Source organism: Variovorax multivorans, from assembly GCF_051216835.1.
Taxonomy (GTDB): domain Bacteria; phylum Pseudomonadota; class Gammaproteobacteria; order Burkholderiales; family Burkholderiaceae_C; genus Variovorax.
Map to the genome: position 1 here is coordinate 207,372 of NZ_JBPJZL010000011.1, position 12,733 is coordinate 220,104.

The following is a 12,733-nucleotide window of genomic DNA, read 5'->3' on the forward strand; positions in this document are numbered from 1 at the left end:
GTGGGGACGCCGGATTCCGCGTCGCACCCCCGTGCTATAACCGCCCATTCGCCCGCAACGCGACACTTTTTCACTACCGCCAGCAGACCCTCTGGCCAGCCAGCCCATCGATGAAGCGCGGTTTCTACACGATCATGTCGGCCCAGTTCTTTTCGTCGCTGGCCGACCAAGCGCTTTTCGTTGTTGCCGTCGATCTCATGCGAAGTTCGGGCGCGCCTGAATGGCAGCGCGCGGCACTGGTGCCGATCTTCGCGGTCTTCTACGTGGTGCTGGCGCCGCTGGTGGGCGCCTTTGCCGACGCCCTGCCCAAGGGCAAGGTGATGTTCATCAGCAATGCCATCAAGGTGGTGGGCTGCCTGATGATGCTGTTCGGCTCGCACCCGCTGCTGTCCTATTCGATCGTGGGGCTGGGCGCCGCGGCGTATTCGCCGGCCAAGTACGGCATCCTGACCGAGCTGCTGCCGGCGTCCCAGTTGGTCAAGGCCAACGGCTGGATCGAGGGGCTGACCATCGCGTCGATCCTGCTGGGCATCGTGCTGGGCGGCACGCTGGTGGGGCATTCCATCTCCAGCAAGCTGCTGGCCTTCGATCTCCCGTTCATCGACACCGGCATCGACACGCCGGCCGAGGCCGCAATCGCGGTGCTGATCTTCGTCTACGTGCTGGCGGCCTGGTTCAACACGCGCATTCCGCACACCGGCGTCGAGATGCGCCCGCTGCGCTCCAACCCCGAGCACGGCATGGCGCGCAACATCGCCGCGCTGCTGCCCGACTTCTGGCATTGCAATGCCCGCCTGTGGCGCGACCGCCTCGGCCAGATCTCGCTGGCCACCACCACGCTGTTCTGGGGCGCGGGCGGCAACCTCAAGTACATCGTGCTGGCCTGGGCCTCGCTGGCGCTGGGCTACAACACCACGCAGGCCTCGGCGCTGACGGGCGTGGTGACCATCGGCACGGCCGTGGGCGCCATCGTGGCCTCGATGCGCATGCGGCTGGACATGGCCACGCGTGTGATACCCATGGGCATCGCGATGGGGCTGATGGTCATCTGCATGAACTTCATCAGCAACGTGTGGCTGGCGGTGCCGTTCCTGATTTTGCTGGGCGGCCTGGGCGGCTTCCTGGTGGTGCCGATGAATGCGCTGCTGCAGCACCGCGGCCACAACCTGATGGGCGCGGGCCGCTCCATCGCGGTGCAGAACTTCAACGAGCAGGCCTGCATTCTTCTGCTGGGCGGTTTCTACAGCGTGTGCACGGGGCTGGGCCTCTCGGCTTACGGCGCGATCAGCGCGTTCGGGTTGGTGGTGGCGGGCTGCATGTGGCTCATCAAGCGCTGGCACGAGAACAACCTGAAGAAGTACCCCGAAGAGGTCGAGCACCTCTTGGCCATCGCCCGCAGCGACAAGCATCACTGACCTCGCGCGCCCGCGTTGGTGAAACGGCCGGCGCGCCCGGCGCTCCCCCTTTTCCAACGCCACCATGCCCGCGCTCGCCCTGATCTTCAACGCCTTCGTCTGGGGCGTTTCATGGTTCCCCTTCCGCCAGATCGCAGGCCATGGCATGCATCCGCTGTGGGCCACCTGCCTCATCTACCTGGCCATCGCGACCGTGATGGGCCTCATGCGCCGGCACGCGTGGAAAGGCTTCGCGGCCTTTCCGATGCTGGCGGTGCTGGGCTTCGCGGCCGGCTTCACCAACGTGGGTTTCAACTGGGCCGTGACGCAGGGCGACGTGGTGCGCGTGGTGCTGCTGTTCTATCTGATGCCGCTGTGGAGCGTGCTGCTGGGCTGGCTGCTGCTGGGCGAGCGGCCGACCGGCGGTGCGCTCGCGCGCGTGGCGCTGGCGCTGACCGGCGTGGTGGTGGTGCTGAAGGCGCCGGGCGCCGACTGGCCTGTGCCGTCGAGCCTGCCCGACTGGCTGGGCGTGGCGGCGGGCTTCGGCTTTGCCGTTACCAACATCGCGCTGCGCCATCTGCGGCAGGCTCCGGGCGAGTCGCGCGCGCTGGCAATGTTCTGCGGCTGCGCCTTCGTGGCCGGCGTCACGGCACTGGGTGGCACCGCGCTCGGCGCATTCGATTCGCCGCTGCACGCCTCGCCGGGCTGGCTTGGCTGGGCGGTGCCGCTGGGCATAGCTTTCGTCTTCGCCAATGTGTGCCTGCAGTACGGCGCAGCCCGGCTCGCGGCCGCCGCGACCTCGGTGATCATGCTGTCGGAGGTGCTGTTCGCGAGCGTGTCGTCGGTGGCGCTGGGCGCGGCTGAAATGAGCCCGCGCATCCTCGCCGGCGGCGCGCTGATCGTGCTGGGTGCCGTCTGGGCGGCGTTTGCACGAACGCCCGCGCGGCGCGATGATCGCGCCTCTTCTCCCATCTGAGGAACAACAACATGACCAGCGTCTACGACTTCGAGGCCAACCAGATCGACGGCAAGCCGGTGAAGCTCTCCGCCTTCAAGGGCAAGGTGCTGCTGATCGTCAATACCGCCAGCAAATGCGGCTTCACGCCGCAGTTCGCCGGGCTGGAGGCGCTGCACGAGAAGTACGCCGACCAGGGGCTCACGGTGCTGGGATTTCCGTCGAACCAGTTCGGCGCGCAAGACCCGGGCAGCAACGAGGAAATCGGCGCCTTCTGCACCAAGAACTATGGCGTGAGCTTTCCGATGATGGAAAAGATCGACGTGAACGGCAGCAACGCCGCGCCGCTCTATCAGTGGCTCACCAAGGAAAAGCCGGGCCTGCTGGGCAGCACGGCCATCAAGTGGAACTTCACCAAGTTCCTGGTCGGGCGCGACGGCACCGTGCTCAAGCGCTATGCGCCGCTGGACACGCCGGCCTCGCTCACACGCGACGTCGAGGCCGCGCTGGCGGCGGGCTGAAGCCCCCTGCCCCCGTTCAGGCCGCTCAGAACCTGAAGTCGGCCGTCTTCGAGCCGCTGCCCACCGTCACGGTCTGGGTCTTGGCTGCGCCACCGGGCATGGCCGCATCGATCACGTAGCGCCCGTTCGGCAGGTCCACCAGGCAGACCGGGCCGCTGGCGCGGAATGCCAGTGCGGCAGCGTTGTTGGCGTCGCCGCCCTTGATCGTCACGTCGACATTCGCCAGATAGGCGCCATCGGCGCGCGCGAACAGCAATGCCAGCGGATGGTCCTTCATGGCGGCGCGCATGGCTGTCGATTCGTCGGAGCCGATACCACCGCACACATAGCGCGCCGGGCCCGCGCCCTGCCAGGGCGGCATGGCGCCTTGCGCCTGCGCGGCCATCGCGCCGGCCGCGCAGGTGCAGGCCAGCAGCACGCGCCGCAGCGTGGAAGGAATAAGGGATGCGACAACATGGGACATGGCACTGGCTCCTTGCAGATTCGGTGCAGCCATGATGCGCCGCGAACCGGCTCCGCGCGAGTCGGACCAACACCCTCCTGCTTGTGCGATCAGGCCTTGTCAGACAGCGCCGCGTCCAGCAGCTCGACCCAGTGCCGCACCGGCGTGTCGCCGCTGCCGCTTTGCAGGTGCGTGATGCAGCCGATGTTGGCCGACGCGATGGTGGTGGGCTGCAGCTGCTTCAGGTGGCCCAGCTTGCGGTCGCGCAGCGGATAGGCCAGCTCGGGCTGCAGCACCGAGTAGGTGCCGGCCGAACCGCAGCACAGGTGCGATTCGTTCATTGCCACGCGCACATCGAAGCCGAGCGCGCGCAGATGCGTCTCGACGCCGCCGCGCAGCTTCTGGCCGTGCTGCAGCGTGCACGGCGGGTGGTAGGCCACCACGCCCGCAGGCGCCTTCACGCGGGCCTTGAGCACGGGCACGAGGTCGGGCAGCAGCTCGCTCAGGTCGCGCGTGAGCTCGCTGATGCGCGCGGCCTTCAGCGCATAGGCCGCATCGCGCTGCAGGATGTGGCCGTACTCGCGCACGGTGACGCCGCAGCCCGAGGCGTTCATGACGATGGCCTCGACTCCACCTTCGTCAGGACGGCGCTCCACCAAGGGCCACCACGCGTCGATGTTGGCGCGCATCTGCGCCTTGCCGCCGTCCTGGTCGTTGAGGTGGAACTTCACCGCGCCGCAGCAGCCGGCCGCTGGCGCAATCACGGCCTGGATGCCGGCCGCGTCGAGCACGCGTGCGGTGGCGCTGTTGATGTTGGGCATCATCGACGGCTGCACGCAGCCCGCGAGCATCAGCACCTTGCGTGCATGCGTGGCAGTGGGCCATGCGCCGGCTTCCTGCTTCGCGGGCACCTTGGCTTTCAGCGCCTCGGGCAGGAGGCCGCGCACCGATTGGCCGAGCTTCATCGCGGGGCCGAAGAGCGGCGACGGCAAGCCTTCCTTCAGCAGCCAGCGCTGCGCCGATTCCATCGCGGGGCGTGGCACCTTCTGGTCGACGATCTTGCGGCCGATGTCGACGAGGTTGCCGTACTGCACGCCGCTCGGGCAGGTGCTTTCGCAGTTGCGGCAGGTCAGGCAGCGGTCGAGGTGCAGCTGCGTGCTGCGCGTGGGCTCCTTGCCCTCGAGCACCTGCTTGATGAGGTAGATGCGCCCGCGCGGACTGTCCAGCTCGTCGCCGAGCAGCTGGTAGGTCGGGCAGGTGGCGGTGCAGAAGCCGCAGTGCACGCATTTGCGCAGGATGGCTTCGGCTTCTCGGCCTTCGTCGGTGCCGCGGAATTCGGGGGCGAGCTCGGTTTGCATGTCTGTCGGTTCTTGTTGTTTTACGTGGGCGCGAGCAGGCGGCCGCGGTTGAAGATGCCGTGAGGATCGAACTCGCGCATCAGCGCGCGATGGATGCGTTCGACAGGAGAGCTCAGTAAATCGAAGCGCGGAACACTGCCTTGTTGTGTGCCTGAGCCGGGCAGACGGAACAGCGTGGCATGGCCACCCGCCGCGCGTGCGATCTCGCGGATGCTCGCGGCCTGCTCGGGCAGCGCCTTGTACCAGCGCTGGCCTCCGTGCCATTCGATCAGCGGCATGGCGCCATCGAGCGAGAGAACGGGCGCGGTCTGCGGCACCGACAGGCGCCACAGCGCATCCGTGCCTTCGTTCGTGGCGAACCACGGCAGCTGCTGGTCGCGCAGCGATTGCCAGTCTGCGGCGGCGCGCGCGTTGTCTTTTCGCTCGCCGCCGAGGTGCGTGCATGCCGCTTCCACCGCGGCGACCGCACCGCGCAAACGCAGGTAGAGCGCGCCGGCACCGGCGTATTCGAACCAGCAGCTCGCGTTGAGCGGCAGCGGCCGGCCGCCCCACTCATTGAGCAGCCGCAGCGCATCAGCCTGCCCGCAAGCGAATTCGAGCGTGGCCTCGGCGGGCGCCACGGGCAGCACCTTGAGGCTGACCTCGGCGATCACGCCCAGTGTGCCGAGCGAGCCGGCCAGCACGCGCGAGACGTCGTAGCCCGCGACGTTCTTCATCACCTGGCCGCCGAAGGTCAGTACCTCGCCGCGGCCGTTGATGATCGTGGCACCGAGCACGTAGTCGCGCACCGCGCCGACGCTGGCACGCGCCGGGCCGCTGAGGCCTGCGGCGACCATGCCGCCGACGGTGCCGTTGCTGCCGAAGCACGGCGGCTCGAACGGCAGGCACTGGCCTTTCTCCGCCAGTGCCGCTTCGAGTTCGACGAGCGGCGTGCCGGCGCGCACGGTGACGACCAGCTCGCTCGGCTCGTAGCTGGTGATGCCGGCGAGCGATCGCGTGTCGAGCAGCTCGCCTTGCAGCGGCTCGCCGTAGAAATCCTTGGTGCCGCCGCCGCGAATGCACAGCGGCGTGGCGTTAGCGGTGGCGGCGCGGATGCGCTCGACGACCTGGTGGAGTGCGTTGTTATCCATCGCCATCAGAACCTCGGCAGATCCGGGTGCTGCAACTTGCCCCCGCGCACCACCTGCTTGCCGTATTCGGCGCAGCGCTGCAGCGTGGGAATCACCTTGCCGGGATTCAGCATGCCCTCGGGATCGAAGGCGCGCTTGACGCCGAACATCTGCTCGTTCTCCGCGGCGGTGAACTGCACGCACATGCTGTTGAGTTTTTCCACACCCACGCCATGCTCGCCCGAGACGGTGCCGCCCATCGCGACGCTGGTCTCCAGGATGTCGGCGCCGAACAGCTCGCAGCGGTGCAGCTCGTCGGGGTCGTTGGCGTCGAACAGCACCAGCGGATGCAAGTTGCCGTCACCCGCGTGGAACACGTTGCAGCAGCGCAGGTTGTACTTTTTCTCCATCTCCTGGATGGCCAGAAGGATGTCGGCCAGGCGCTTGCGTGGAATGGTCGAGTCGAGGCACATGTAGTCGGGGCTGATGCGGCCCGAGGCGGGGAACGCGTTCTTGCGCCCGCTCCAGAACTTCATGCGCTCCTCCTCGCTGCTGCTCACCGCGATGGCGGTGGCGCCGCAGCCACGCAGCACGGCGGTCATGCGGCCGATTTCTTCTTCCACTTCTTCGGGCGTGCCGTCCGACTCGCACAGCAGGATGGCGGCGGCATCGAGGTCGTAGCCCGCACGCACGAAGTCTTCGACGGCGGCGGTCATGGGCTTGTCCATCATCTCCAGCCCCGCGGGGATGATGCCGGCGGCGATCACCGCGGCCACTGCGTCGCCGGCCTTTCGCACGTCGTCGAAGCTGGCCATGATGCAGCGCGCGAGCTGCGGCTTGGGCACGAGCTTGACGGTGACTTCAGTGGTCACGGCGAGCATGCCTTCGCTGCCGATGACGAGCGCGAGCAGGTCGAGCCCCGGCGCGTCGAGCGCCTCGCCGCCGAACTCGATGGGCTCGCCCTCGGCGGTGAAGCCGCGCACGCGCAGCACGTTGTGCAGGGTCAGGCCGTACTTCAGGCAGTGCACGCCACCGGAGTTCTCTGCCACGTTGCCGCCGATGGTGCAGGCGATCTGGCTCGACGGATCGGGCGCGTAGTAGAGATTGAAGGGCGCGGCCGCCTCGCTGATGGCCAGGTTGCGCACGCCGCACTGCACGACGGCCGTGCGGCTGACCGGATCGATCTTCAGGATGCGGTTGAACTTGGCGAGCGACATCGTCACGCCCATGGTGTGCGGCATGGCGCCGCCCGAGAGCCCGGTGCCCGCGCCACGCGCCACCACGGGCACGCCGAGCTGGTGGCAGGTCTTGAGCACGGCGGCCACCTGCGCCTCGGTTTCGGGCAGGGCCACCACGAGCGGGCGGGCGCGGTAGGCGGTGAGGCCGTCGCACTCGTAGGGGGTGGTGTCTTCTGCGTGCCAGATCAGGGCGTGGGCTGGCAGATGAGCCTGCAGCGCTCGCACTACCTGGGACTGGCGCTCTGTTTTCTGTAGTGAATCGTTTTGCGTGGGGGTGAGCGGCGCGTTCATGCGGCGACCTCTTTTCTTCTGCTCGCGGGATGTCTCTGTTCTACCCGCACTCTACGGACATTGCGGCAGGCCCGGGTTGATGGATTTTTGCCGGGCGCTTGAAAGAACTTCGCGGGTTCAGCGCAGGCTCTGTTCGAGCCAGTCGGCAAAGGCCGCGCATTCCCAGCGCTCGAGCGTGCCCGGCTGCCAGCAGATGTAGTGCCGGTGCGGCGACGGCACGGCCTGCTCGGACAGCGCCACCAGCCGACCCGATTCGAACCATGCCGCGCCCATCTTCTGGCGTACCAGCGCCACGCCGAAGCCGCTGGCCGCGGCGTCGTACACAAGCCCCAGGTCGTTGAACTGCGAGCCGATGTTCGGCTCGGGCTGGTCGAGCCCGCAGTTCGCGAACCAGGTGCCCCAGGGTTCGAGCGGGCTGCGGATCAGCCGTGCGCTGGCAATCTCCGCCGCAGTGCGAAAACCGGTGAAGGGGCCGAACTCGTTGAGGTAGCTCGGGCTGCAGGCGGGCACGACCTGCTCCTCGAGCAGGAGCCGGTGCTCGCAGTCGGCGTACCCGCCGGGGCCGTAGCGCACTTCGAGGTCGGCCTGCTCGGCCGTGACGTCGAGCAACGGGATCGACACCTGCAGCACCAGTTCGATGTCTGGATAGATGTTGCGGAACAGCTCCAGCCTCGGCATGAGGAACTGGCGGCTGAAGGTCGGCGTGACGGCGATGCGCAGGCGCGTGGCGCGTTGGGCTGTGTTGCCGCCGAGCGGCGTGGCCTGCAGCGCAGCGAGCCCCGCGCGCACGTTCGCGAGGTAGGCCGCACCGTCGGCCGTGAGGCTGAAGTCGCTGCGGCCGAAGAGCTTGAAGCCGATGTGCGATTCGAGCTGCCGGATGCGGTGGCTCACCGCACTGGGCGTGACGCACAACTCATCGGCTGCGCGGCCTGCGTGGCGCAGCCGCGCCACGGCCTCGAAGGTCAGCAGGCACTGGATCGGCGGAATGTGCTGCAGGGCCATGCGCGCCTGGAAACCCTCTTCGGCCTTCAGTCTTCGAAGAAGCTCACGGGCAGGCCCGGCGTGTCGACCCGCATCGCGATCACCGCGCCCGAGGCGGGGAGTCGCTCGATCTCGGCGGCAGGCCGGCCCTTGCGACCGCTGGTGACGAACAGCGTCTTCAGGTCGTCGCCGCCGAAGCAGGGCATGGTCGGGCATTGAACAGGCACAGGAACAGAGGCCACGATTTCGCCCGAAGGTGCAAAGCGCAGCAACTGCGCGCCTTCGAACATGGCTACCCAGTAGTGGCCTTGCGCGTCGATGGTGGCGCCGTCGGGGCGGCCTTGATAGCCCAGCGGCACATCGGCCGTCCAGCCTTCCGGCTTGGCGTCGAACTGGTGGAACACGCGAGCGTGCGAGAGCGAGTTGGCCTCGGCGTCCCAGTCCCACGCGCACACCACGTGCGCGGCGGTGTCGGCCCAGTAGAGGGTGCGGGCATCAGGCGAGAAGGCGAGGCCGTTGGCGGTGGTGGACTCGTTGGCCATCTGCGTCAGCGTGGGCGAGATGTCGGTGTCGGGGCGTGCATCGAAGCAATAGAGCGCGGCGTTGGCGCGGTCCTTGGCTTCGTTGAGCGAACCGCCCCAGAAGCGGCCGAGCGCGTCGCACTTGCCGTCGTTGAAGCGCATGGTGCGCACGTCGTGCTCCACGCGCGCCATCGCGACCAGTTCACCGCCCCATTCGCGCGCGCGGTAGATGCCGTCGCGCAGCGCAATCACGAGGCCGCCGCTGCGCGCGGGCGCCATGCAGCCGGGCTCGGTGGACAGCGGCCATCGCTCGACCTTCGCGTTCGGAGAGCCGATATCGCCGCGGGTGCGCAGCACGGCGCGGCCGGGAATGTCGAGCCAGTAGAGCGCGCGCTCCTGGGGGTGCCAGAACGGCGACTCGCCGAGCTCACAGAGGCTGTCTTCGAGGGAGGTCCACATGGTGTCGCGATTGTGCCCCCGGCCATCACGGCCAAGGGCAAAAAAAAGCCCGCTGGCGCCGGAGCGCTTGCGGGCTGAACATCCAAAGGAGACCTCGCTTGAAAAACTCGTTACGAAGAATTGTTCTTGTAAAAGGTGGTGGTGGTCGTTTCAGTGGCGGGGTTGCCCGAAGGCAACCCCGCCAGAGCAGATCAGCGGTTGTAAGCCGTTTCGCCGTGCGACGAGATGTCGAGGCCTTCGCGCTCTTCTTCTTCCGACACACGCAGGCCGAGGGTCAGGTCGGCGATCTTGTAGGAGATGAAGGCAACCACGCCGGACCACACGACGGTGAGCGCCACGCTCTTGATCTGGATCCAGACCTGTGCGCCCATCGCGAAGGTGTCGGGCGTTGCGCCGCCGGTGCCGCCGAGGCCCTTGGCCGCGAACACGCCGGTCAGGATGGCACCCAGGATACCGCCCACGCCGTGCACGCCGAACACGTCGAACGCGTCGTCGGCACCGAGCATGCGCTTCAGGCCGCCCACACCCCACAGGCAGATCAGGCCGGCCAGCAGGCCGAGAACGATCGAACCCATCGGGCCGATGAAACCGGCGGCAGGCGTGACAGCCACGAGGCCGGCAACGGCACCGGACGCAGCGCCCAGCATCGAGGCCTTGCCCTTGTGCAGGCTTTCACCCAGGATCCACGACAGGGCCGCGGCAGCGGTGGCAAGCACCGTGTTGATGAAGGCCAGGCCGGCGACGGCGTTGGCAGCACCAGCCGAGCCGGCGTTGAAGCCGAACCAGCCAACCCACAGCAGCGAAGCGCCGACCATGGTGAGCGTGAGCGAGTGAGGCGTGAACGCTTCCTTGCCGTAGCCGACGCGCTTGCCGACCATGTAGGCGCCAACCAGGCCGGCCACACCGGCGTTGATGTGCACCACGGTGCCGCCAGCGAAGTCGAGTGCGCCGTCCTTGCCCAGCAGGCCGCCGCCCCACACGATGTGGGCGATCGGCACGTAGCTGAAGGTGAACCACAGCACCGAGAACAGCAGCACGGCCGAGAACTTGGCACGCTCTGCGAACGCACCGACGATCAGCGCCACGGTGATGGCCGCGAAGGTGCCCTGGAAGGCGACGAACACGTATTCAGGAATGGTGGTCAGCGCGCCGAAGGTTTCCTGCGTGATGCCCTTCATGAAGATCTTGTCGAATCCTCCGAAGAAGTTGCCGTCACCGGAGAAGGCCAGGCTGTAGCCGTAGATGGCCCACAGGATGCTGATCAGCGAGAAGATCACGAAGACCTGCATCAGCACCGACAGCATGTTCTTCGAGCGGCCCAGGCCACCGTAGAACAGCGCGAGGCCGGGAATGGTCATCAGGATCACGAGAAGCGTCGAAGTCAGCATCCAGGCGGTGTCGCCGGAATCGATCTTCGGAGCGGGTGCGGCGGCGGGCGCCGCGGGAGCTGCGTCGGCGGCAGCGGCCGGAGCTGCTGCAGCGGCAGGCGCGGCCGCGGGGGCCGATGCCGACGCGGCCGGTGCTTCGGCCGTGGCCGCAGCGGGGGTTTGCGCGAAGCCGGCAGTACCGGCAGCCAACACGCTCAAGCCGAGCGCAAGAGAGACAAGCAGTTTTTTCATAATCGTTGTTCTTTCGGGCCTGGACTCGATCAGAGGGCTTCGCGGCCCGTTTCGCCGGTGCGGATGCGCACGACTTGTTCGAGGTTGTAGACAAAAATCTTGCCGTCGCCGATCTTGCCGGTGCGTGCCGCGCCTTCGACGGCCTCGATCACGCGATCGACCAGGTCGTCGGAGACGGCCGCTTCGATCTTGACCTTGGGCAGGAAGTCGACCACGTACTCCGCGCCGCGGTAGAGCTCGGTGTGGCCCTTCTGGCGACCGAAGCCCTTGACCTCAGTGACGGTAATCCCCTGCACGCCGATGGCCGACAGTGCTTCGCGCACCTCATCGAGCTTGAACGGTTTGATGATGGCTGTGACCAGCTTCATGAGTTTTCTCCTTCGGATGGAAATGGAATGGTGCGGCAGCTTGGGCCGCACCTCGTTGTTGTATGGATTACAGCGTCTTCGTCAGCGTGAGGATGAAGCGCGCCTTGTTCGGCGAGTAGGTCGTCTGGCCGAAGGTGCCGAAGCCGAGGTCGACGCCCGGGTTGGCCACCGCGAGGTACGAGCTCTTCTTGTTGGCGCCCTGCACCGAGCCGGTCAGCGACAGGCCGTTGCCGAAGTCGTAGCTCGCGCCGACGTTGTAGTCGACATAGCTCTTGTAGCCCAGGCTGCGGATGTCGCTGGACATGTTCGTGTAGCCCACGGCTGCCTTCAGCGTGACCTTGGGCACGATTTCCTTGCTGTACGACAGGTTCAGGTAGCCGGTATTGGTGCCCTTCAGGCCCGAGCCGGCCTTGTTGCCGGCGTAGCCGAAGTAGTCCTTCGACACGGTGTGCGAATACTTGGCGGTGAACGAGCCGAGGGTTTCGTTGGCGTAGGTGCCCGCAACGTACAGCTCGGTAGTGTTGCCCGCGGAGTTGCCCGGGTAGATGTAGCTGAGTGCGCCCACGTCCATGTCCAGCGGGCCGGCCTTGAACTTGTAGCCGCCGTAGATGTCGCTCTCGATGCTGTTGCCCTTGAGCCAGTTGACGCTGGAGTTCCAGTTACCAACGTAGAAGCCGCTGTCGCCGAAGGCGTAGTCCAGGCCGCCCTGGATGGCGGGCTTGAAGCCCTTGGTCTTGGCGTAGTCGTTCTTGCCGATCATGTCCTGATCCTGGCCACGGAACTTGTAGTTCGTGGTGAGGGACACGTTGCCCGTGAGATTCGGGGCGGGAGCGGCTGCCGGTGCTGCTGCGGCATCCGTCGTTGCTGTCTGCGCCAAGGCTGCGCCCGAAGCGGTCAATGCAGCGGCCAGAACGATCAGCGCCTGGGCGGCGGTACGGTGCGTCATCAGGGAACTCCTCGCAAGTGTGTTGTTGGACCTGTGAGGCTCAAAGCAGGGAGCGTGCCAAACTGCACAAATACCGGTCATAACCGCTCCCGTCCCCGCCTTGGTTGAGAGCCAAATCGTTACAACGTCTGTTGCGAGTGGTTGCAGATATCCGGTGCGCCGCACCACCGCGGACATGTCGAAGATAGGCGCACCATCTTGGGGAGAGGGAGAAGAATGGGGTTGTCTTTGGTGCAGAGCCGCGCCTTGCTGGGCCTGGAAGCGGCCAGTGTCACTGTCGAGGTGCATCTGGCGAACGGTTTGCCCAGCTTCACGCTGGTCGGGCTGGTGGAAACCGAGGTCAAGGAGGCGCGCGAAAGGGTGCGTTCGGCGCTCCAGAACGCGGGGCTGGAGTTTCCGAACAACAAGCGCATCAGATGTAGTCAAGCACCATTTGGCCAAAATGAACAAGGTAATGCGGGACGTCATGAAGATCTGTGTCAGGAAGGTTCTCCTGCCCCAGCGATCTCAGTGGATGCCTTGAGCCAGCAT

The 12,733-nt window shown here is 66.7% G+C and carries 13 protein-coding genes; 4 read left to right on the forward strand and 9 right to left on the reverse strand.

Features of this window, described 5'->3' with window-relative positions:
* The first annotated feature begins 110 nt into the window (after positions 1–110).
* The 3 genes from lplT to ACSFCA_RS26870 all read left to right on the forward strand — a co-directional run bounded on the left by lplT (position 111) and on the right by ACSFCA_RS26870 (position 2,870).
* Positions 111–1,415 (forward strand): lysophospholipid transporter LplT, encoded by a 1,305-nt coding sequence (gene lplT / locus ACSFCA_RS26860; RefSeq protein WP_093175613.1) that lies wholly within the window; start codon positions 111–113, stop codon positions 1,413–1,415.
* A gap of 64 nt (positions 1,416–1,479) precedes the next feature.
* Positions 1,480–2,370: a DMT family transporter gene (locus ACSFCA_RS26865; protein ID WP_435461533.1), complete on the forward strand. Its 891-nt coding sequence runs from the start codon at positions 1,480–1,482 to the stop codon at positions 2,368–2,370.
* Positions 2,371–2,381: 11 nt separating this feature from the next.
* Positions 2,382–2,870 carry a glutathione peroxidase gene (locus ACSFCA_RS26870; RefSeq protein ID WP_435461532.1) on the forward strand — a complete coding sequence of 163 codons (489 nt, stop codon included), beginning with the start codon at positions 2,382–2,384 and terminating at the stop codon, positions 2,868–2,870.
* A gap of 25 nt (positions 2,871–2,895) precedes the next feature.
* On the opposite strand, the gene ACSFCA_RS26875 is transcribed toward ACSFCA_RS26870, so the two are convergent.
* From ACSFCA_RS26875 to ACSFCA_RS26915, 9 genes are all read right to left on the reverse strand, one after another.
* The gene (locus tag ACSFCA_RS26875; RefSeq protein ID WP_435461531.1) at positions 2,896–3,333 is read right to left on the reverse strand and encodes a carboxypeptidase regulatory-like domain-containing protein; all 438 of its coding nucleotides are present in this window, start codon (positions 3,331–3,333) and stop codon (positions 2,896–2,898) included.
* Between the two features lie 89 nt (positions 3,334–3,422).
* Positions 3,423–4,670, reverse strand: coding sequence for a glycolate oxidase subunit GlcF (gene glcF / locus ACSFCA_RS26880; protein WP_435461530.1), 1,248 nt, complete (start codon positions 4,668–4,670; stop codon positions 3,423–3,425).
* A gap of 20 nt (positions 4,671–4,690) precedes the next feature.
* Positions 4,691–5,800 carry a glycolate oxidase subunit GlcE gene (glcE, locus tag ACSFCA_RS26885; protein ID WP_435461529.1) on the reverse strand — a complete coding sequence of 370 codons (1,110 nt, stop codon included), beginning with the start codon at positions 5,798–5,800 and terminating at the stop codon, positions 4,691–4,693.
* Positions 5,801–5,805: 5 nt separating this feature from the next.
* Positions 5,806–7,308, reverse strand: a complete 1,503-nt coding sequence (locus ACSFCA_RS26890) for an FAD-linked oxidase C-terminal domain-containing protein (RefSeq protein WP_435461528.1) — start codon at positions 7,306–7,308, stop codon at positions 5,806–5,808.
* 117 nt (positions 7,309–7,425) lie between these two features.
* A complete protein-coding gene (locus ACSFCA_RS26895; protein WP_435461527.1) occupies positions 7,426–8,310 on the reverse strand; it encodes a LysR substrate-binding domain-containing protein in 885 nt (294 codons plus the stop codon).
* A gap of 26 nt (positions 8,311–8,336) precedes the next feature.
* On the reverse strand, positions 8,337–9,269 hold the full coding sequence (locus tag ACSFCA_RS26900; RefSeq protein WP_435461526.1) for an SMP-30/gluconolactonase/LRE family protein: 933 nt from the start codon (positions 9,267–9,269) through the stop codon (positions 8,337–8,339).
* A 191-nt stretch (positions 9,270–9,460) separates the two neighbouring features.
* Complete coding sequence (locus tag ACSFCA_RS26905; RefSeq protein WP_093175630.1) at positions 9,461–10,888, reverse strand: ammonium transporter; 1,428 nt, start codon at positions 10,886–10,888, stop codon at positions 9,461–9,463.
* A gap of 29 nt (positions 10,889–10,917) precedes the next feature.
* Complete coding sequence (glnK, locus tag ACSFCA_RS26910; RefSeq protein ID WP_007833403.1) at positions 10,918–11,256, reverse strand: P-II family nitrogen regulator; 339 nt, start codon at positions 11,254–11,256, stop codon at positions 10,918–10,920.
* A gap of 67 nt (positions 11,257–11,323) precedes the next feature.
* The gene (locus ACSFCA_RS26915) at positions 11,324–12,202 is read right to left on the reverse strand and encodes a TorF family putative porin (RefSeq protein WP_435461525.1); all 879 of its coding nucleotides are present in this window, start codon (positions 12,200–12,202) and stop codon (positions 11,324–11,326) included.
* Between the two features lie 216 nt (positions 12,203–12,418).
* On the opposite strand from ACSFCA_RS26915, the gene ACSFCA_RS26920 reads away from it, so the two are divergent.
* A partial coding sequence (locus ACSFCA_RS26920) for a magnesium chelatase domain-containing protein (RefSeq protein WP_435461524.1) occupies positions 12,419–12,733 on the forward strand: 315 nt, incomplete at its 3' end.

Coding starts and splice junctions, on each gene's coding strand:
- glnK (WP_007833403.1), bottom strand. CDS start 11,256: ATGAAGCTGGTCACAGCCATCATCAAACCGTTCAAGCTCGATGAGGTG.
- ACSFCA_RS26915 (WP_435461525.1), bottom strand. CDS start 12,202: ATGACGCACCGTACCGCCGCCCAGGCGCTGATCGTTCTGGCCGCTGCA.
- ACSFCA_RS26905 (WP_093175630.1), bottom strand. CDS start 10,888: ATGAAAAAACTGCTTGTCTCTCTTGCGCTCGGCTTGAGCGTGTTGGCT.
- lplT (WP_093175613.1), top strand. CDS start 111: ATGAAGCGCGGTTTCTACACGATCATGTCGGCCCAGTTCTTTTCGTCG.
- ACSFCA_RS26865 (WP_435461533.1), top strand. CDS start 1,480: ATGCCCGCGCTCGCCCTGATCTTCAACGCCTTCGTCTGGGGCGTTTCA.
- glcE (WP_435461529.1), bottom strand. CDS start 5,800: ATGGATAACAACGCACTCCACCAGGTCGTCGAGCGCATCCGCGCCGCC.
- ACSFCA_RS26895 (WP_435461527.1), bottom strand. CDS start 8,310: ATGGCCCTGCAGCACATTCCGCCGATCCAGTGCCTGCTGACCTTCGAG.
- ACSFCA_RS26870 (WP_435461532.1), top strand. CDS start 2,382: ATGACCAGCGTCTACGACTTCGAGGCCAACCAGATCGACGGCAAGCCG.
- ACSFCA_RS26875 (WP_435461531.1), bottom strand. CDS start 3,333: ATGTCCCATGTTGTCGCATCCCTTATTCCTTCCACGCTGCGGCGCGTG.
- ACSFCA_RS26890 (WP_435461528.1), bottom strand. CDS start 7,308: ATGAACGCGCCGCTCACCCCCACGCAAAACGATTCACTACAGAAAACA.
- glcF (WP_435461530.1), bottom strand. CDS start 4,670: ATGCAAACCGAGCTCGCCCCCGAATTCCGCGGCACCGACGAAGGCCGA.
- ACSFCA_RS26900 (WP_435461526.1), bottom strand. CDS start 9,269: ATGTGGACCTCCCTCGAAGACAGCCTCTGTGAGCTCGGCGAGTCGCCG.